This is a genomic window from Salinivibrio sp. PR5, assembly GCF_001996085.1.
GTDB classification, from domain to species: domain Bacteria; phylum Pseudomonadota; class Gammaproteobacteria; order Enterobacterales; family Vibrionaceae; genus Salinivibrio; species Salinivibrio proteolyticus.
Map to the genome: position 1 here is coordinate 34,823 of NZ_MUFK01000011.1, position 18,126 is coordinate 52,948.

Annotated in this window: 20 protein-coding genes; 12 read left to right on the forward strand and 8 right to left on the reverse strand. The window is 50.6% G+C overall.

Features of this window, described 5'->3' with window-relative positions; genetic code table 11:
• Nucleotides 1-62: 62 nt before the first annotated feature.
• Nucleotides 63-911 carry an NADPH-dependent 7-cyano-7-deazaguanine reductase QueF gene (gene queF, locus BZG82_RS06320; RefSeq protein WP_069588581.1) on the reverse strand — a complete coding sequence of 283 codons (849 nt, stop codon included), beginning with the start codon at nt 909-911 and terminating at the stop codon, nt 63-65.
• 63 nt (nt 912-974) lie between these two features.
• Here queF and syd point away from each other — a divergent pair, with 63 nt between their 5' ends.
• Complete coding sequence (syd, locus tag BZG82_RS06325; protein WP_077765423.1) at nt 975-1,523, forward strand: SecY-interacting protein; 549 nt, start codon at nt 975-977, stop codon at nt 1,521-1,523.
• Nucleotides 1,520-2,299 (forward strand): Zn-ribbon-containing protein, encoded by a 780-nt coding sequence (locus tag BZG82_RS06330; protein ID WP_077675169.1) that lies wholly within the window; start codon nt 1,520-1,522, stop codon nt 2,297-2,299. Before syd ends, BZG82_RS06330 begins: the two co-directional genes overlap by 4 nt.
• On the opposite strand, the gene BZG82_RS06335 is transcribed toward BZG82_RS06330, so the two are convergent.
• From BZG82_RS06335 to BZG82_RS06355, 4 genes are all read right to left on the reverse strand, one after another.
• Complete coding sequence (locus tag BZG82_RS06335) at nt 2,267-2,563, reverse strand: hypothetical protein (RefSeq protein ID WP_077480079.1); 297 nt, start codon at nt 2,561-2,563, stop codon at nt 2,267-2,269. The two genes, BZG82_RS06330 and BZG82_RS06335, sit on opposite strands and share 33 nt — an antisense overlap.
• A 66-nt stretch (nt 2,564-2,629) precedes the next feature.
• Complete coding sequence (locus BZG82_RS06340) at nt 2,630-2,863, reverse strand: DUF2789 domain-containing protein (protein WP_077480080.1); 234 nt, start codon at nt 2,861-2,863, stop codon at nt 2,630-2,632.
• Nucleotides 2,864-3,665: 802 nt separating this feature from the next.
• The gene (locus BZG82_RS06350) at nt 3,666-3,974 is read right to left on the reverse strand and encodes a DUF3301 domain-containing protein (protein ID WP_077765424.1); all 309 of its coding nucleotides are present in this window, start codon (nt 3,972-3,974) and stop codon (nt 3,666-3,668) included.
• Nucleotides 3,964-5,016, reverse strand: a complete 1,053-nt coding sequence (locus BZG82_RS06355; RefSeq protein WP_077765425.1) for a DUF3549 family protein — start codon at nt 5,014-5,016, stop codon at nt 3,964-3,966. Before BZG82_RS06355 ends, BZG82_RS06350 begins: the two co-directional genes overlap by 11 nt.
• Nucleotides 5,017-5,156: 140 nt before the next feature.
• Between BZG82_RS06355 and BZG82_RS06360 the strand changes: the two genes are divergently transcribed.
• Together BZG82_RS06360 and truC are read left to right on the forward strand one after the other, a co-directional pair.
• Nucleotides 5,157-5,477: a YqcC family protein gene (locus BZG82_RS06360; protein ID WP_077765426.1), complete on the forward strand. Its 321-nt coding sequence runs from the start codon at nt 5,157-5,159 to the stop codon at nt 5,475-5,477.
• On the forward strand, nt 5,474-6,229 hold the full coding sequence (gene truC / locus BZG82_RS06365) for a tRNA pseudouridine(65) synthase TruC (protein WP_077765427.1): 756 nt from the start codon (nt 5,474-5,476) through the stop codon (nt 6,227-6,229). The genes BZG82_RS06360 and truC overlap by 4 nt, the downstream gene beginning before the upstream one ends.
• Before the next feature lie 67 nt (nt 6,230-6,296).
• Here the strand turns inward: truC and BZG82_RS06370 are convergent, their stop codons facing one another.
• The 3 genes from BZG82_RS06370 to map all read right to left on the reverse strand — a co-directional run bounded on the left by BZG82_RS06370 (nt 6,297) and on the right by map (nt 10,244).
• Nucleotides 6,297-6,674 carry a DUF3461 family protein gene (locus tag BZG82_RS06370; protein ID WP_069588596.1) on the reverse strand — a complete coding sequence of 126 codons (378 nt, stop codon included), beginning with the start codon at nt 6,672-6,674 and terminating at the stop codon, nt 6,297-6,299.
• A 100-nt stretch (nt 6,675-6,774) separates the two neighbouring features.
• The gene (gene glnD / locus BZG82_RS06375) at nt 6,775-9,396 is read right to left on the reverse strand and encodes a bifunctional uridylyltransferase/uridylyl-removing protein GlnD (protein ID WP_077765428.1); all 2,622 of its coding nucleotides are present in this window, start codon (nt 9,394-9,396) and stop codon (nt 6,775-6,777) included.
• 53 nt (nt 9,397-9,449) lie between these two features.
• On the reverse strand, nt 9,450-10,244 hold the full coding sequence (gene map / locus BZG82_RS06380; protein ID WP_069588600.1) for a type I methionyl aminopeptidase: 795 nt from the start codon (nt 10,242-10,244) through the stop codon (nt 9,450-9,452).
• Nucleotides 10,245-10,702: 458 nt separating this feature from the next.
• Here map and rpsB point away from each other — a divergent pair, with 458 nt between their 5' ends.
• From rpsB to rseP, 8 genes are all read left to right on the forward strand, one after another.
• Complete coding sequence (gene rpsB, locus BZG82_RS06385) at nt 10,703-11,431, forward strand: 30S ribosomal protein S2 (RefSeq protein ID WP_069588601.1); 729 nt, start codon at nt 10,703-10,705, stop codon at nt 11,429-11,431.
• Between the two features lie 132 nt (nt 11,432-11,563).
• A complete protein-coding gene (gene tsf / locus BZG82_RS06390; protein ID WP_069588603.1) occupies nt 11,564-12,406 on the forward strand; it encodes a translation elongation factor Ts in 843 nt (280 codons plus the stop codon).
• 83 nt (nt 12,407-12,489) lie between these two features.
• The gene (gene pyrH, locus BZG82_RS06395; protein ID WP_069588604.1) at nt 12,490-13,218 is read left to right on the forward strand and encodes a UMP kinase; all 729 of its coding nucleotides are present in this window, start codon (nt 12,490-12,492) and stop codon (nt 13,216-13,218) included.
• Between the two features lie 53 nt (nt 13,219-13,271).
• Nucleotides 13,272-13,829, forward strand: a complete 558-nt coding sequence (frr, locus tag BZG82_RS06400) for a ribosome recycling factor (protein WP_077482095.1) — start codon at nt 13,272-13,274, stop codon at nt 13,827-13,829.
• A 75-nt stretch (nt 13,830-13,904) separates the two neighbouring features.
• Entirely contained in the window at nt 13,905-14,675 is a 771-nt protein-coding gene (locus BZG82_RS06405; protein ID WP_077675160.1) for an isoprenyl transferase, read from the forward strand.
• Between the two features lie 15 nt (nt 14,676-14,690).
• Complete coding sequence (locus tag BZG82_RS06410) at nt 14,691-15,542, forward strand: phosphatidate cytidylyltransferase (RefSeq protein ID WP_077663040.1); 852 nt, start codon at nt 14,691-14,693, stop codon at nt 15,540-15,542.
• 18 nt (nt 15,543-15,560) lie between these two features.
• Nucleotides 15,561-16,757 (forward strand): 1-deoxy-D-xylulose-5-phosphate reductoisomerase, encoded by a 1,197-nt coding sequence (ispC, locus tag BZG82_RS06415; RefSeq protein WP_077765429.1) that lies wholly within the window; start codon nt 15,561-15,563, stop codon nt 16,755-16,757.
• A complete protein-coding gene (gene rseP / locus BZG82_RS06420; protein ID WP_077480443.1) occupies nt 16,754-18,109 on the forward strand; it encodes a sigma E protease regulator RseP in 1,356 nt (451 codons plus the stop codon). Before ispC ends, rseP begins: the two co-directional genes overlap by 4 nt.
• The last annotated feature ends 17 nt before the right edge of the window (nt 18,110-18,126 follow it).

Below are 18,126 nucleotides of genomic sequence, written 5' to 3' on the forward strand. Positions count from 1 at the left end.
TGTCTGCGCGCTGACTCAACGTTGCGGCACATAGGCCGCAACGAGACGTCGCTGAATCATAGTTATTGACGGGCGAGTCGGTTATTTTCGCTCGGCGTTTTACCCATGTTGGTGCGATAAGGGTTGATGTCGAGTCCGCCACGACGTGTATAACGCGCGTAAACCGTGAGCTTTTCTGGCTGACAAAAACGCATGATGTCCATGAAAATCCGTTCCACACATTGTTCGTGGAATTCGTTATGTTCACGGAAGGACACGAGATAACGCAGTAGCTTCTCGCGGTTAATCTTTTTCCCTTTATAGGCAATGCGTACCGACCCCCAATCAGGCTGGTTGGTGATCAGGCAATTGGATTTTAGCAAGTGGCTGTGCAGCGTTTCTGACACAATCGCCCCTTGCGCGGCGCCATCGAGCCAATCAGGGTTAAAAGTATAATCATCAATACTGATATCTTGATGATCGATGCACTCACCGGCCATTCCAGCAATGGTTTCGCCTTCCAGTTCGCTCAGTGGCGATAGGGTCACATCCACCTCTTCGCCTGCACAGGCAGACAAATCCTTCTGTAGTGCATCGGCGACTTTTTGCCAGCTCTCGAAGCGGGTTTGATTGAGGCTGTTTAAATACAGTTTAAACGATTTAGACTCAATCAAGTTTGGGCTCGAAGCGGGTAGGCGTACCTCACCGATGGCCACTTGCGGTAGGCCATTTTGGTTTAACCAAGACAGCTCATAAAGTGTCCAGGTGTCATAGCCGGTAAAGGGCACAGTCTCATTGCTCAGGCCAATGGCTTGACGATTCAGCTCACGCGGGACGGCGCGTAGCTGTGACGGGTCGTATTGCGTCGGGTAGTCAGTGTGTTGGCCTAGCGACAGACCGGCTAGGGCATCGGCATCTTGGTAATTGCTCATACGGATTTGCCATCGATTCAAGTAGAATGGGTAAAGTTTACTGAATCTTGCTATAGGTTGCTAATGGAGAACACATTACATAACGCCCTTTGGGCGCTAGCCCAGAAATATGTTGCCAAATGGCGAAAGGTGCAGCAGTGCTTGCCGTGCACGGAGGCGTATTTAGGCTTAGCGTCACCGTGTGTGGAGAGCGAAAATGCCCACCAAGTACAATGGCAACCGGTTCAGCGTGATACTTTGGCAGACTTCACCAACGTGGAGCACGCGATTGAGTTACGTCTGCACAGCGACATTAAAGACTTTTATAACTTTATGTACTGCGCAGATTTGCCGGTGCACTTTGGCGGTGAGCGCTTCAATTTACTGCAAGTGTGGAATGAAGATGACTTGGCCCGCTTACAAGAAAACATTCTTGGGCATTTAATGATGCAGCGTCAGCGTAAATGCTCCCCGAGTGTATTTATTGCGACCACTGATGATGAAATGACGATTATTGCTATTGATAATGTGACGGGCCAAGTGGTGAGAGAAGTACTCAATAAAGGCTCACGAGAGGTGTTGGCAGACGATGTTGAGCAATTCATTGAGGCGTTAGAGGTTGATGTATCATGATCCTCACCGAGCTAACCTTCGAGTGCTTCGACAATACAACGGTAAGCGCGGTTGACCGAGCGATTAATGGCCTGATGGATGCGTTGCGTTACAACGGTCAGGTGTTGGGGCGTGAATTTCCGATACTGATGCAAGAAGGGCAGTTTCAGCTTCGGGTTGTTTGTCCGGATGAAGATGCGTTGCAGCCAAAATTTCATAGCCCTCAAGTCAAGCGAGCATTGAATCAACTGTCCGAGGCCTGTTTGACTCAGCCTAAGGTACGTCTTTTAGGTCGCGACCTTAACTCCGAACAAGCGGCGCCGAGCACCTCGCCGAGCTGGCAGGTGCTATACACCACCTTTGTGCACACCTGCTCGCCATTACGGTGTGGCGATACCTTGCTGCCGATTCCTTTATATCGCTTACCCGCGACCTTTAATGGTGACCACAAATCTGTAATCAAGTGGCAAACGGAATGGCAAGCGTGTGATGAATTGCAGATGGCGGGTGCCAGTGATGCGGAGTTTGCTGGGCTTAACGAGCTAGAAAACCCGCAAACTCGATTGTTCCAACGCGGCTGGGATTTGCGTGGACGGATTGAATACCTCACGGGTATTCCCACGTATTACTATCAATACCGTGTCGGTGGTAAAGATAAGGACAGTGAGCTAGCGCGCCCTTGTCCTAAATGTGGTGGACAGTGGCGATTGGAAACACCACTACACGATATTTTCCTGTTCAAGTGCGAGGCTTGTCGTCTGGTCTCAAACCTTTCGTGGGACTTCAAGCTCACTTAAGCGCTCTTCCAATTCGCTCAGACGAGCCGTCAGCTGGGAGACGTGCTGCTCGAGCGCCGCAATTCGCATTGCCTCTGAAGGAGCAGTCTCTGCCTCGGCCATGTCGGGTAACGGTGAATTAGATTTGGCACTTTTTACCGCTTGAATAATGAGGGGCAACGGCACCGGGGTATCAAGCTGTGCTTTCAGCTTTGCCACGGTGACTGATTGCCCTTTTTGGACCAAGGTGTGGATTGCGCGTTCTAGTGCCGCTTGATAACTCATCGTGATTCTCAATCTCATTAATACGTGCGCTTGGCTAACTCGCTGCCGCGCTGACCTCGTCGTAATCTAAGATTTTCTCAACAAAGCATCAAGGGTGTCGACTTGTTCGGCCCAATCGGCATCCTCTTGTAACGCCTCATGGATAAAAGTCCGTTGGGCGGTGTTCCAAAACGGCGCATCTACCAAAGATTGACCATCGACCAGACAATGGCTGGTTAAGAACTGCTCGATAGCCTGCTGATCGCTTGCTAGGCCTAATTGCTCAAATAAGTGCGTTAAATCGTGCTGGAAAGTTTCCATTGTCGCTCCTCAAACCTAGTCTATGCATCCGTTATTTGACTATAGCAATCCTCTAGACAGCTTGCCTTGTACTCTGGTAGGGACAAAGTGCTGGTTCGCTTGTGAGATATCTCTTACAAAGTCGTGGGAGAAAAGCAGAATCGTACCGGGTTAAACGAGAAGGGGGTAGCTTTTAGTTTTGGGATAAAATTGAGACATCGCGCACGTTGTGATGCCTTGTGCCAAAGGCTCAGTCGCGTAATCTTATCGGTGTCGGAAGGGAACTGACACAGGGAACAGGAATCACCACGGACTCGGTACCTCAGGATGAGGCAGTACTTCAGGATGAAGCGCTGGCAAGGATTGCAGAAGGACATCGGATGGAACCGTTCTCTACAAGCAGGAAGCTTGTACGTCAGGAAGACTTAGGACAACCCAGGATGGGGGCTTAAGGAATACTTCAGGACGAAGTCATGGACACCTCCAGGATGGAGAGCTTATCGAAAACGGGAATTTCGGTTTGTCAGGATGACGAAAGGACACCTCCAAGACGGAGAGACATGGAACGACGCTGAAGGAATCGGCGACTGATCAAGGAATGATGCAGGGAGCACCTTTTAGTAGCAGGATAGCTGCAAGTAAAACTCTCGGGCGCGGCGCAAGCTGCGCCCTTCCTTTTTGTAGCCGGTAAACATGAGCGGTTACCCCATCTTTTCCGGTGACTCCCTGTCACGTACTGCTCGCGCGACGTGTGCATCATACTGTTACTCTAGTACAGCTTATCCACTTGCGCGAATATGGCGCGATTGGGTCGGCATGGGCACTACTGTATAGGCATGGTATGGACCGGCGTGTCGATGCTTTTTAAGCGAAATCCTCGCAACTGCGCATGGCCGGTATAGCTATCTTGCCCGGTCGATGAAAATTCAAACCAGTAATGTGTTACCCAGCGCCAGCCCTGATCGGTGTGTGTGAGCCGGTGCTTACCGCGCGCAATGGATAACACCTGAAGTCCCATATGTTGGCAATAATGCTGAATGTATCGATGCGCGTGCTCGCTTTGCCGCCGCTGTTGCCAAAACAGCATTGCGACGACAAAGACGAGTAACAGGGTAACAAGATCAGTGATCATGATGGGGTTGCTTCACTGCCGATTGCAGACGAGCCATCGCCTGAGTCAGTGCCGGAGAGGTATTGCCATGCAAGCGGCTTAATAATGCACCGCGAAGCTCAGGCATCATCACCAGATCGGCATAGATTTGTTGGAATAGCGCCGGGTCATGTTGGTCGGCAATCGCAATTAAAAAGGCATCCAATACCGCATCATCGGTTAATCCATCCCAGCACCGCCCCGCGATGGCGACAAAGATCTCTTGATGGTGGAGTGCGCGTTTAGCTAATACGGCACGGATCAATTGATCGCGCTGTGCTTTTGGTGCACCCGCATGGGCGCGCAATAGTGCGCTAATGAAAAAGAGGTCGACTTCTTGGCTCTCACACAAATCGCTAAATAGCGTACGCAAGGTGGCAGCAAGCTTGTCGCTCAAGGCGCAGTGCTCCAAGCATCCCAACAATGCATATTGCGGCGTGGTTGGCATATTGGCGATCGCTTTTCTTACTCGCGTGGCATTGTTTTGCTCGTGCATACGCACGCAAATATCTGCCAAGCCTTGTAGGCCAACGCCTTGCCAGTTATCCCAGCCGAGTTCACCGTTTAAATAGTGTTGAGCCTGTTCGTAATATTGGCTAGCGGGACGACCGAGCGAGTAGGTGAGCGAAGCATGAAACATCGCCATCTTGTCATCGGTTGGGGTGAAGGTGTAAGGGTTGTTAGCCAGCTTCTCACGCTGCGCTTTGTTCGGCGTTGCGCTTAAATTCTCCCCCATGGCCGCGCTGACATATTGCAGAAAGTCGCCCATCGCGGTGTGGCTGAGTAGCCCTCGCTCATCCAGTGGCATTTTCAAAAACCATACCCAAGGTGCGCCGCCTTTTGGCCAGAACGCGACAGCCATATGCGCATGATGGCGCAGTGGGTAAGGGTAAGGTTGTTGATTCGCCTCAACGGCCCGAAACTCTGCATCGTCGAGAAGGCAAACACGTCGGCCTAAGTCGTAGACGCTAAACTGACACTGGGCATGATCAAAAAGGGTGCTCAGCGCGTGAAAAGATTCCATGGTATCCGCTCGCTGTTTTCGCTTGATGGGCGGGAGTATATCAGTTTTCACCCAGCAGATGCTTGCCTTGTACGTGTTGTCTTTCGCTTGATCATGGTATGCTTCGCCGTTTCCGTAAACACTAAGTGATGAGGATATCAATGAGTCTTCACTTTCAATGTATCCAACTTCTTGATGAGTTGGAACAAGTGCTAAATGATCACGCGCTATGGCAAACGACGCCACCGTCGGCTGAGCGTCTTGCGAGCACTGAGCCTTTTGCTGTCGATACCTTGGCATGTCACGAATGGCTGCAATGGATTTTTGTACCTAAGATGCGTGCACTGATTGACGCTGGGCAGACCTTACCGCGTAACTGTGAAATTTCACCTTATGTGGAAGAGGCAATGAAAGAGCAGGCCGGGCATCGTGAGGTGGTCGCTGTGGTTGTGCGGATTGATAGCTTGTTTGCCGATCAATGACAGACCTACCGCTTAGTATTTTATATCAAGACGATCACTTGGTGGTGGTCAATAAGCCTGCCGGCATGCTGGTTCATCGCTCTTGGTTGGACAAAGGTGAGACCCGTTTTGTGATGCAAACTTTACGGGATCAAATTGGTCAACATGTCTATCCACTCCACCGGCTAGATAAACCCACCTCTGGCGTCTTGGTGTTTGCCCTATCCAGTGATGTTGCCTCGGCGATGATGCCACAGTTTGCCAATAACCAGATTAAAAAGGGCTATCATGCCATCGTCCGAGGCTGGATTGCAGACGCCGGCCAGCTTGACTATCCGCTGGTGGAAGAGCAAGACAAAATTGCCGATAAGCATGCCAGCCAAGCGCCGGAAGCGAAATCGGCGATCACCGACTATCAGCCATTAGCGAAGATAGAGTTACCCATTGCGACGGGGCGTTATGCGACCAGCCGGTATAGTTTAGTGGCGATGCAGCCGCATACCGGTCGCAAACATCAGTTACGTCGACATATGCATCATCTCAGCCATCCGATCATTGGCGACACCACTCATGGCGATGGACGACACAACCGAGTTTTTCGCCACCACTTTGATTGTCACCGTTTACTGTTGCACGCAAGCCAGATGCGTTTTAAACACCCTGTGTCTGGTGAGTCTCTAACGGTGACGGCGCCGATTGACACTCAGTGGCAAGCGCTGATGGAGGCGTTTGCGTGGCAGTGGCCTGATAACGCGGATCTAATGGGAAATTAGCAGGGCGTCGTGCCGAACAGCACGACGCATTGTTGGACTTTCTTAGCGTTTGGGTTGTCGGTGTGATTTAGAGTTTTTCCAGCTCAGATTCAATTTCAGCAATTTTACTGGCGACGACTTTCTCAAGATGACGTAGATCGGTCAGGATCTTCTGTTTTACATCATGTTCGGCTTGTTCTTGCTGGACGATTTGGTCCAGTTCATCAATCACCAGCGATAAGCTGCGATTGATCTCTGTGACTTCACGAAAGCGCCCGGTGCCACTGTCCACGACCACATTTTTACGCTGGCGTGGATATTTAAACTTCATGCTCTTGGCGAACAATTCGCCTTTTTGCTTTTCAAAATAGATCTTCAGCGTGTCATAACTGGCTTCTTGGCGCAGTGAATAACGCTCGATTTTCTCTGGGTGCTCAACGCCGATATTTTTTAACTGTTGGTACATAACCACCTCATAAGTTGACGTCGTAGACGCTGTGAGCCAGCGTTTCGATACAGGGCTCAGTGTAGCCCGTCAGCCACACCAATTACCGTGACCACTTTGGCTATTTTGCTTGCGATAACGTCTTCTCTAGCGCGGTTTTTAGTTGCGCTTGGTGTTCAGATGTCAGGGCTTGGTTTTGGGCATCCGTTACAATAAAAAAGTCTTCTGCCCGCTCACCAATGGTTGTGATCTTCGCTGCATGAACACTGACACCTTGCCGCGCAAACACCGCACCAACGCGGGCCAGCAACCCCGGTGTATCCAGGGCCACTAACTCCATCAAGGTGCGGCGTCCATTTTTGGTTGGTAAGAAGAGCACCTGTGTTTTGACGGTAAAGTGTTTGAGCTTTTGTGGCGCTCGACGACGCGGAATGGTGATCTTGCCCGTTTCTTCAATAGCCTTGGCGACCCCCTCGATGATCCGAGGGTGACGGTCGAGGGGAATCGCCTCGTCATTTTGATCCATGACCATAAAGGTATCGAGTGCATGGCCGTCTTTGCTGGTCATGACCTGTGCATCATGGACACTCAGGTTTTTCTTATCTAATGCGGCAACCACGCGCGCAAATAAACTGGGCCTATCTGGGCAGTAAACAAAAATCTCGGTTCCGCCTCGGGTCGCCTTTTTACTCACCAACACCAAAGGTTGATCACTTGGATGGTGGAGCAAATGTTCACTGTGCCAAGCGATTTGCTTGTGTGTATGGCGCAGAAAGTAATCGGCTTTAAAACGTTGCCAAAGCAGCTCAATATCACGCGGGCTATGCCCTTGCTTGCGCAGCATGGCCGCTGCTAAGTGTTGGTTATGGCGGATCCGTTCACGGACATCCGGCGGATTCTCTAGCCCTCGGCGCAAGGCTTTTTGCGTCGAGTAATAGAGCTCTGCAATTAAGGTGCGTTTCCAGCTATTCCACAAGTCAGGGTTGGTGGCATTGATATCGGCGACGGTCAAACACACTAACAGGTCAAGCCGCTCTTCATCGCGCACTTCTTTGGCAAAATCGGTGATCACATCGGGATCGTAAATATCGCGACGTTGTGCAGTCACTGACATCAGGAGGTGATTTCGCACCAGCCAACTGACAATATTCGCTTCAGGGCGAGATAAGCCGTGCTCAAGGCAAAAGTCATGGGCTTCGATGGCCCCAATTTCACTGTGATCGCCGCCGCGCCCTTTGCCGATGTCATGAAAGATAGCTGCGATTAGCAGTAACTCGCGGCGTGCGAGTCGAGGGAAAATATCACAACAAATGGGATGACGTTCTCGGTTGGCCTCATCGTCAAAAAGGCGCATGTGTTTAAGCAAGCGAATGGTGTGCTCATCCACGGTATAAACGTGGAACAGGTCGAACTGCATTTGTCCGACGATCTGACTCCACTGCGGCAGGTAGGCAGACATAATGCCGTGGCGGTGCATCAAACTGAAGGCTTTATGCAGCGCATTGGGGTGGCGCACCAAGGCCATAAATTTTTCGCGAGCGTCTTGTTGCTGACACAAAAAATGGTTCAGTCGACGACGTGCAGTGCGCAGTTGGCGAAGAGTCGGCGCCGATATGGCCTCTATGGTGGTGTCATCAGCCACATGGAGCATCATATCGAGAATGGTGTCAGGGCGTGCTTGAAATAGTGCCGGTTTGCGCGCTTCGATCGCATTGCCTTGGCGCTGAAAATCGTCACTCAGCATGTCGATTTGGCCTGGGCGGCCATTGTCGATAATCACTTGATCGAAGATTTGCAGCAACATCTTGTTAAGCTCGCCGATCCGACCGAGCGTGCGAAAGAAGTCTTTCATCATTTGCTCTACCGCACGATTTCCCTCGCCACGATAGCCTAGCAATTCGGCAACGGAGGTTTGGTGCGCGAAGGTCAGCCGGTTGTCATAGCGGCGCAGTTCTAAATGAAGCGCGAAGCGAATCCGCCAGAGTACGTTTTGGCACTCATTCAGTTCGCGATACTCGGCATCAGTCAGAAAGCCATAGTGACTCATCTCACGCAGGCTGGTGGCGCCAAAATGGCGTCGGGCTATCCAGGCGAGGGTGTGGATGTCGCGCAGTCCACCGGGGCTTGATTTCAGATCTGGCTCCAGCTTGTAGGCGGTGTCATGATAGCGGCGATGACGGGCTTTCTGTTCTTCCACTTTCGCGCGATAAAAACGCTCACTGGGCCAAAAGTCATCCGCATGAACACGCTGCTCTAGCGCATTGAATAGCCGCTCACTGCCGCATAACAAGCGTGCTTCTTGCAGGTTGGTCGCTACCGTCAGATCGTCAAGTCCGACACTGATGCATTCCTCGACCGTGCGCACGCTGTGGCCTACTTCAAGTTTGAGATCCCACAATAAGGTCAGTAATTCACTGAGTTTTTGTTGCTGGTGCGCGTCTAACGGCCCTTGGCAAAGTAATAGCAGATCAATATCAGACAGGGGGTGGAGCTCACGCCGACCATAGCCACCCACGGCAACCAAGGCGAGGTGAGGGTGCTGGTCAAAACCAAAATGCTGCCAAAGCCTCTGCATCAGCGCATCCATGTAATCGCTACGCTGATAGACCAGCTCAGGCACCGGGACATTGGCGAGGAAGTCTTGCTTCTGTTGCTCAAGGAGGTGCTGAAATTGGGCTTTGAGTGCCGCTGGGCTCAATTGGTCTTGGGTCAAACTTTGTGGCGTGATCACTGTGTCTGTCATGGCGTTCCTTTGCGCATAAAAAAGCCGGAGCAAGCCCGGCCTTTATCAGAGTCTTAGTGGTTGATATGGCGCGGGATGGTTTCCTCTTCACGAAGGGTTAAGATTTCCACCCCAGTTTCGGTCACCAGCAGGGTGTGCTCCCACTGCGCCGACTTCTTGCCATCAATGGTATAAACCGTCCAACCATCGTCTTCATCAAGTACGGTACCGTATTTGCCTGCGTTAATCATAGGCTCAATGGTGAAACACATACCAGGTTTGAGGATGGTTCGGTCGTTGTTTTTGTAGTGCACCACTTGTGGATCTTCATGGAAGCTCGCACCAATACCGTGTCCACAGTACTCTTTTACGATCGAGTAGCGGGTGTTGCTACTTTTGATGAATTTTTGGATAGCCGTACCAATGTCACCGACGGTGGCGCCTGGCTTCACCTTTTTGATGGCATGATAAAGGCTTTCTTGGGTGACACGGCATAGACGTTTGTCTTCCAAAGAGACCTCACCAATCAAAAACATTTTCGATGTATCGCCGTGATAGCCATCCTTAATGACGGTGACGTCGATGTTGACGATATCGCCATCTTGGAGCACATCTTCGTCACAAGGGATCCCGTGACAAACCACGTGGTTGATAGAGGTACACATGGATTTAGGGAAGCCGTGATAATTCAAGGTAGCGGGTGTGGTGCCCTGCACCTCAGTCATATATTTGTGCGCGATGTCATCCAGTTCACGCGTAGTAACGCCTGGCTTTACATGTGGGGCCAGCATTTCCAGCACTTCTGCGGCCAACCGACCGGCAACGCGCATTTTTTCTATTTCTTCTGCTGTTTTAATTGGGATCGTCATTTTGCTTTCTCACTTAATTCGTCTCGCTCATCGAGGCAATGAGCGTCAGAGCGTGAGGGACCTCACACCCTGATAAATCAGGCATGCGCTGCTTTGACCTGCTACGCTTTGGTCACCGGTAGCGCGGGGCAGACACATTGAAGTGGGAACATGGTATCAAGCTGGGCGGTTTCTGGAAACCAGAACCACACCTTTCGCCGTTTGGGCAGTGGTGCGGCAATACGACAAACCGGCCCTCGCTTGGGCAATTTATCTGGATTTTTGCCTACTTTATGTGGTATAAAGCGCGCCGAAATCCGTCATTGTGATCAATCTGTTTTTGTCAGGTTTCATCCTGATGGCATTTCACTAAACACTTTTTATTTTAAATCACACACATATCGTCACATTGTCCGGGGTGCCCTGTGCGGGTCGGTCAAATGGGATATGTGGAGGCCTAACCCCAAGAGGAAATTATCATGGCTACTGTTTCAATGCGCGACATGCTCAAGGCGGGCGTACACTTCGGTCACCAAACCCGTTACTGGAACCCTAAGATGAAGCCTTTCATCTTCGGTTCTCGCAACAAAGTACACATCATCAACCTTGAGAAAACTGTACCAATGTTTAACGATTCTTTGGCTGAACTGTCAAAAATCGGTGAGCGTAAAGGTAAAGTCCTGTTCGTTGGTACTAAGCGCGCAGCAAGCGAAGCGGTAAAAGCGGCAGCAGAAAACTGCGAGCAGTTTTATGTGAGCAACCGTTGGTTGGGCGGCATGCTGACCAACTGGAAAACCGTTCGTATGTCTATCAAGCGTCTGAAAGACCTGGAAACCCAGTCTACCGACGGTACGTTTGAAAAGCTGACCAAAAAAGAAGCGCTGATGCGCACTCGTGAGATGGAAAAACTTGAGAAGTCTCTGGGTGGTATCAAAAACATGAACGGCCTGCCTGATGCAATGTTCGTTATCGATGCGGATCACGAGCACATTGCTATCAAAGAAGCGAACAACCTGGGTATCCCAGTATTTGCGGTAGTAGATACTAACTCTAACCCAGACGGCGTTGACCACGTAATCCCAGGTAACGATGACGCAATCCGCGCTATCCAACTTTACCTGAACGCAGCGTCTGACGCATACAAAGAAGGCCGTAGCCAAGACATCGTTGCGCAAGCAGAAGACGAGCTGGTTGAAGTCGCTGAGTAAGACAACAGCTCCTTGTGAGCGTTCTTAGCCATCAGCGTGTCATCTTTCATGCTGTAAGCTAAGTATGGTTAGCAGGGGCCGAAGTCGGGCCCCTGTTTTTTACCCAAATAGTTTCGAATCGAGGATTGAACAATGGCAACTGTTACCGCTGCCCTGGTTAAAGAACTGCGCGAGCGCACCGGCGCTGGCATGATGGAATGTAAAAAAGCACTGGTTGAAGCGAACGCAGACATCGAAGTCGCGATCGAAAACATGCGTAAAAGTGGTGCGGCTAAAGCAGCGAAAAAAGCTGGCCGTGTTGCTGCTGAAGGCGTGATTCTGGTTAAAGAAAACGAAGGCAAAGCAGCGATCGTTGAGATCAACTGTGAAACTGACTTCGTTGCTAAAGATGCTAACTTTGCTGCATTTGCTAACCAAGTGGCTGAAACTGCTTTGGCAGAAGGCCTAGAAATCGACGCGCTGAAAGAAAAATTCGAACAGCAGCGTGCTGAGCTAGTTGCAAAAATCGGTGAAAACATGGACATCCGTCGTGTTTCATTCATCGAAGGCGCGAAAGTAGGTTCTTACCGTCACGGCGACCGCATCGGTGTGGTTGTAGCTGCAAACGCTGACGAAGAAACCATCAAGCACGTTGCTATGCACATTGCTGCATCTAAGCCTGAGTACGTTAACCCAGAAGACGTACCAGCTGACGTGGTTGAGAAAGAAAAACAAATCCAGGTTGATATCGCGATGCAGTCAGGCAAGCCTGCTGAAATCGCAGAGAAAATGGTTGTTGGCCGTATGAAGAAATTCACCGGCGAAATCTCTCTGACTGGTCAAGCATTTGTTATGGACCCAGCGCAAACTGTGGGCCAAATGCTGAAAGAAAAAGGTGCCGAAGTGACTAACTTCATCCGCTTTGAAGTGGGCGAAGGCATCGAGAAAGAAGAAGTAGACTTTGCTGCAGAAGTAGCTGCTGCACAAAAAGGCTAATTTTTCTGATTAAGGCCGCGGTATTCGCCGCGGCCTTTCCATAACCTTCTTCCCTAACTTAGTGCCTAATATAAGGTAGTGACATGACTACAAATCCTAAGCCTGCATATCAACGCATTTTACTTAAACTCAGTGGTGAAGCCCTGCAGGGCAACGATGGATTCGGTATCGATCCAACTGTGCTAGACCGTATGGCACAAGAAATTAAAGAATTGGTCGAGTTAGGTGTTCAGGTCGGATTAGTCATCGGCGGCGGTAATTTATTCCGTGGCGCTGGTCTTGCCGAAGCGGGAATGAACCGTGTTGTGGGCGATCACATGGGTATGCTGGCCACCGTGATGAACGGTTTGGCAATGCGTGATGCACTTCATCGTGCCTATGTGAACGCACGAGTGATGTCCGCCATTCCACTTAATGGTGTGTGTGACAGCTATAACTGGGCTGAAGCGATTAGCCAGCTTCGTAATGGCCGTGTGGTGATTTTCTCTGCCGGAACGGGTAACCCTTTCTTTACCACGGATTCAGCGGCGTGCCTACGCGGCATTGAAATTGAATCTGACGTGGTGATCAAAGCAACGAAAGTCGACGGCGTATACAGTGATGACCCAACCAAAAACCCAGATGCTGAGCTTTATTCAACCTTGAGTTATCAAGATGTACTCGAAAAAGAGTTGAAAGTAATGGATTTGGCCGCATTTACGTTAGCACGCGATCACCAAATGCCGATCCGTGTGTTTAATATGAATAAGCCGGGCGCCTTACGCCGTGTCGTGATGGGTGAAACAGAAGGCACTCTGATTACTAACAGCTAAGCCGATTTAGTGGCATAATCGGACAGTAAAATTCAATCGCAAGGATACCTCCAGTGATTAACGATATTAAAGCAGACGCCAAAGCGCGTATGGATAAAAGTGTAGAAGCGCTTAAACACAATCTTTCAAAACTTCGCACCGGTCGTGCCCACCCAAGCTTGTTGGAAGGCATTACGGTTGAATACTATGGTGCACCAACACCGTTGAAACAACTCGCCTCTATTGTTGCTGAAGATGCACGAACCTTGGCGATTACTGTTTTTGACAAGCAAGTAGCACAAGCGGTTGAAAAAGCGATCATGACTGCAGACTTGGGCCTTAATCCATCATCAGCAGGTACAGTGATCCGTGTGCCGCTTCCTCCATTGACGGAAGAACGTCGTAAAGAAATGGTTAAGTTGGTGCGCGCAGAAGGCGAACAAGGCCGCGTTGCAGTACGTAATATCCGCCGTGATGCCAACAATGATCTTAAATCGTTGCTAAAAGACAAAGAAATCTCCGAAGATGACGAACGTCGCGCACAAGATGAGATTCAAAAGTTGACGGATGCAGCGGTGAAGAATGTTGATGCGCTTCTTGATGCAAAAGAAAAAGAGTTGATGGAAGTCTAAATCTCATTAGACTTTACCACCAATGTCAAAGCGCTGTGCGTGCAGTACAGCGCTTTTTATTTGCCAAGGAGAAACATGAGTTCCCAGTCTCTTGATGCGCAGCTCGAGTCTGCCGCCCTACCGCAGCACATTGCCGTTATCATGGATGGAAACGGACGTTGGGCAAAGGCGCGAGGCAAAGCCCGTGTATTTGGGCATAAAGCCGGTGTTAAAGCAGTGCGTAAAACGGTGAAGGCGGCGTCGGAGCTTGGGGTAAAAGCCCTAACCTTGTTTGCGTTCAGCAGTGAAAACTGGCGTCGGCCAGAAGATGAAGTCAGTGTGCTGATGGAGTTGTTCATCAGCGTACTTTCTCGTGAAGTTAAACGCTTGAACAAAAATGGTGTCCAACTTCGCGTGATCGGTGATACCTCTCGATTTAATCCATCACTACAACAAAAAATTGCCGAAGCCGAAGCATTAACAGCAGGCAATGAGCGTCTTGTGCTCAATATTGCGGCCAACTATGGTGGGCAATGGGATATTACCCAAGCGGCACGCCGTGTCGCAGAGCAGGTCGCTGCTGGTCAATTACAAGCCAGTGATATCACAGAGCAAGATATTGCTCGTCAATTGATGCTATCCGACTTACCCGATGTGGATTTAATGATCCGTACCAGTGGTGAATGTCGCATTAGTAACTTCATCTTGTGGCAAGCTGCCTATGCCGAGTTGTATTTTACAGAACAATATTGGCCCGATTTCAACGAGCAAAGTCTGTTCGATGCGGTCGCTTGGTATGTTAATCGTGAACGACGTTTTGGCTGTACCGGCGAGCAAATCAAAGCCATGCTAACCACTGATAAGTAACCACGAGGAATCAGTTTGCTCAAACAACGTGTATTAACCGCGGCTTTGTTAGTCCCTTTGGTGGTCGCCGCTGTCTTTTATTTACCTTTTCCCGCGTTTGTTGCGGTGATTGCTGCCGTAACGCTGCTCGGTCATTGGGAGTGGACACAGTTTGTGTCCAACTCTTCAAGGTGGCTTACCTTTATCGTTCCAGCTGCGGCAGTGGCGCTATCCATTTATAGTCTCCCTTTTAGTGCCTATGCGCTGAGCCATTTAGCAGTGGCGCCCTTTTCGGTAGCAGCAGCGGGCGCGGCATGGTGGTTGTTTGCCACCGGGTTGGTCTTAGCCTTTCCTAAATCCGGAGCGCTTTGGACGCACAGTCGCTTATTGCGCCAACTATTCGGTCTTTTGACCTTATTGCCCTTTATGTGGAGCGTGTTGATTTTACGCGCCGCAGACTATCAATTTTCCACCTATTACGGTGCGAAACTGGTACTTCTGGTGTTTGTGTTGGTGTGGTGTGCCGACAGCGGTGCCTACTTTGCTGGTAAAGCCTTCGGTAAGCATAAAATGGCACCGGCGGTGAGCCCCAACAAAACCCTGGAAGGCTTGCTCGGTGGACTGATTGCCGCCGTTGCTGTGACATGGGCCGGTGCGCAGCTTCTCGATATTCATTTTGCGAGTGTGGGCGCGCTGCTTTGTATCGCTGTGGTTACAGCGTTAGCATCGGTGCTGGGCGATTTGGCAGAGAGCATGTTTAAGCGTGTCTCTGGCGTGAAAGACAGTGGGAATTTATTACCCGGCCACGGCGGTATTTTGGATAGAATTGATAGTTTGACCGCTGCATTTCCCGTTTTTACCGTGCTGTATTTCGCGTTTGCGAATTAAGTAAAACGAGCGTATCACATGCAAAAAATCACTGTATTAGGTGCCACTGGCTCGATCGGAACCAGTACGCTTTCTGTAGTTGAGGCAAATCCTCAACAGTTCGAAGTGACCGCACTGGCGGCCAATAACAATGTGGAAAAGATGACCCGCCTATGTTTGCATTGGCGGCCGCGTTTTGCGGCCATGGCCGATGAGAACGCTGCATTGGAACTGGCACAAGCGCTTAAGGCGAAAGGGGTTAACACAGAAGTGTTGGCCGGTGAGCAAGGTTTATGCACACTCGCATCTTTGCCTGAAGTTGATATGGTGATGGCTGCGGTGGTGGGGGCGGCAGGCTTGATGCCGACCATGGCTGCGGTGAAAGCGGGTAAGCGCGTTTTGCTTGCCAATAAAGAGGCCTTGGTGATGTCAGGGCAATTATTTATTGATGCGGTTTATCAATATGGCGCAGAGCTGTTACCTATCGATAGTGAGCACAATGCGATTTTTCAATGCTTACCGCAGGTTGTACAAGCTAACCCCGGCCGCTGCGATCTGAGTGCCGCGGGCGTGAGCAAAATCTTGCTCACAGGCTCAGGGGGGCCTTTCCGTTATCGTGAACCTGAGACCTTGCATACCGTGAGCGTAGCGGAAGCGGTTGCTCATCCCAATTGGTCGATGGGACCAAAAATCTCCGTTGACTCTGCCACCATGATGAATAAAGGCTTGGAGTATATTGAAGCACGCTGGTTATTTAATGCGCGTGCCGACCAGCTTGAGGTTGTGATTCATCCTCAGTCGGTCATCCACTCGATGGTGCAAATGAGCGATGGATCGGTGCTCGCCCAATTAGGCACTCCGGATATGTGCACGCCTATTGCCCACGCGATGGCGTATCCATCACGTGTGACGACGTCAGTTGCACCGCTTGATTTTACCCAAATTGGCGAATTTACCTTTATGGCACCGGATGCCCGCCGCTATCCTTGCTTGTCTTTGGCGATTGAGGCGTGCCAGCACGGGCAAGCGGCGACAACAACACTCAATGCCGCCAATGAACAAGCGGTGGATGCCTTCTTAAAAGACCAGATAGGCTTTATGGACATCGCACGGATTAATGAGGCGGTGTTATCACAAAGCACACTTCGCTCGCCATCAAGCTTGGATTGCCTGCTGGAGCTGGATAGAATGGCGCGAATTACGGCTAAGGAGCACATTGCTAAGGTTGCAAAATGAGTGCATTTCTATGGAACGCAGCGTCATTTATTGTCGCTCTCGGTGTGTTGGTGGCCATTCATGAGTATGGACACTTTTGGGTCGCGCGCCGCTGTGGCGTAAAAGTCGAGCGCTTTTCGATTGGTTTTGGGCGCGCACTATGGCGCTGGCGAGGCAAAGACGATACTGAGTATGTCATTGCTGCCATTCCGTTAGGTGGTTATGTCAAAATGCTCGACGAGCGTATTGAGGCGGTCGCTGAGCATGACAAACCACGAGCATTTAATAATCAACCGCTGTGGCAACGCAGTGCGATTGTCGCCGCAGGGCCTATTGCCAATTTTCTTTTTGCAGTGGTCGCCTATTGGTTGATTTTCATGATGGGGATCCCTGCGGTCAAACCCGTTATTGGTCAAATAACCCCCAACTCCATCGCTGCAGAGGCCGGAATTGAACCGGGTATGGAACTTACCCACATTTCGGGCGTCGAAACCGCAGATTGGCAGGCTGTTAACTTCTCACTCATCAACCATATCGGTGATGAGCAGATGACCATAACAGCAAAGCCAGAAGTGGCATCCAGTTATAGCCGGGACTACAGATTGGATTTAACCGCGTGGCAGTTTAATCCAGAAACTGAGTCTCCGCTGACAACCTTAGGGATCACCCCTTACCGTCCTGCGATAACGCTCAATGTGGCTCAGGTAGTGGAGGGCAGTGCCGCTGCGAAAGCTGGCATTGAGTCTGGTGATACCTTAGTGGCGATTGATGGCAATAGATTACAAGCCTGGTCTGAATTGGTTGAGGCGGTACAAGCAAGCCCGAATCAACCGCTGCAGGTGACGGTGACGCGCGCCGGGCGTGAGCAGGTGTTGAGCCTGACACCGGATGCGCGTGAAAGTAATGGCAAGGTCACCGGCTACGCAGGTATTGCGCCGCAAATGGCACCTTGGCCGGAGGCTTACCGTTTTACGCAGCAGTATGGGCCGCTTGCGGCGATCCCTGAAGCAGTCAGTAAAACCGGACAGGTTATCAGCCTCACCGTCAATATGGTGAAAAAGCTGATTGTAGGGGATGTGGGCGTCAATAACCTGAGCGGGCCGATTTCTATCGCCAAAGGCGCAGGGATGACAGCCGAGATTGGGTTGATCTCATTTTTAGGGTTTATGGCGCTGATCAGCGTTAACCTTGGCATTATCAATTTGCTACCCCTACCGGTCTTAGACGGCGGGCATTTATTGTTCTTTGGTATTGAAGCGGTCACGCGCCGGCCTGTACCAGAGCGTGTACAAGACTTTGGGTATCGCATCGGCGCTGCCGTGTTGATGATGGTAATGGCAGTGGCATTGTTTAACGACTTCGCCCGACTTTAAACGGTTAGTATTCAAGG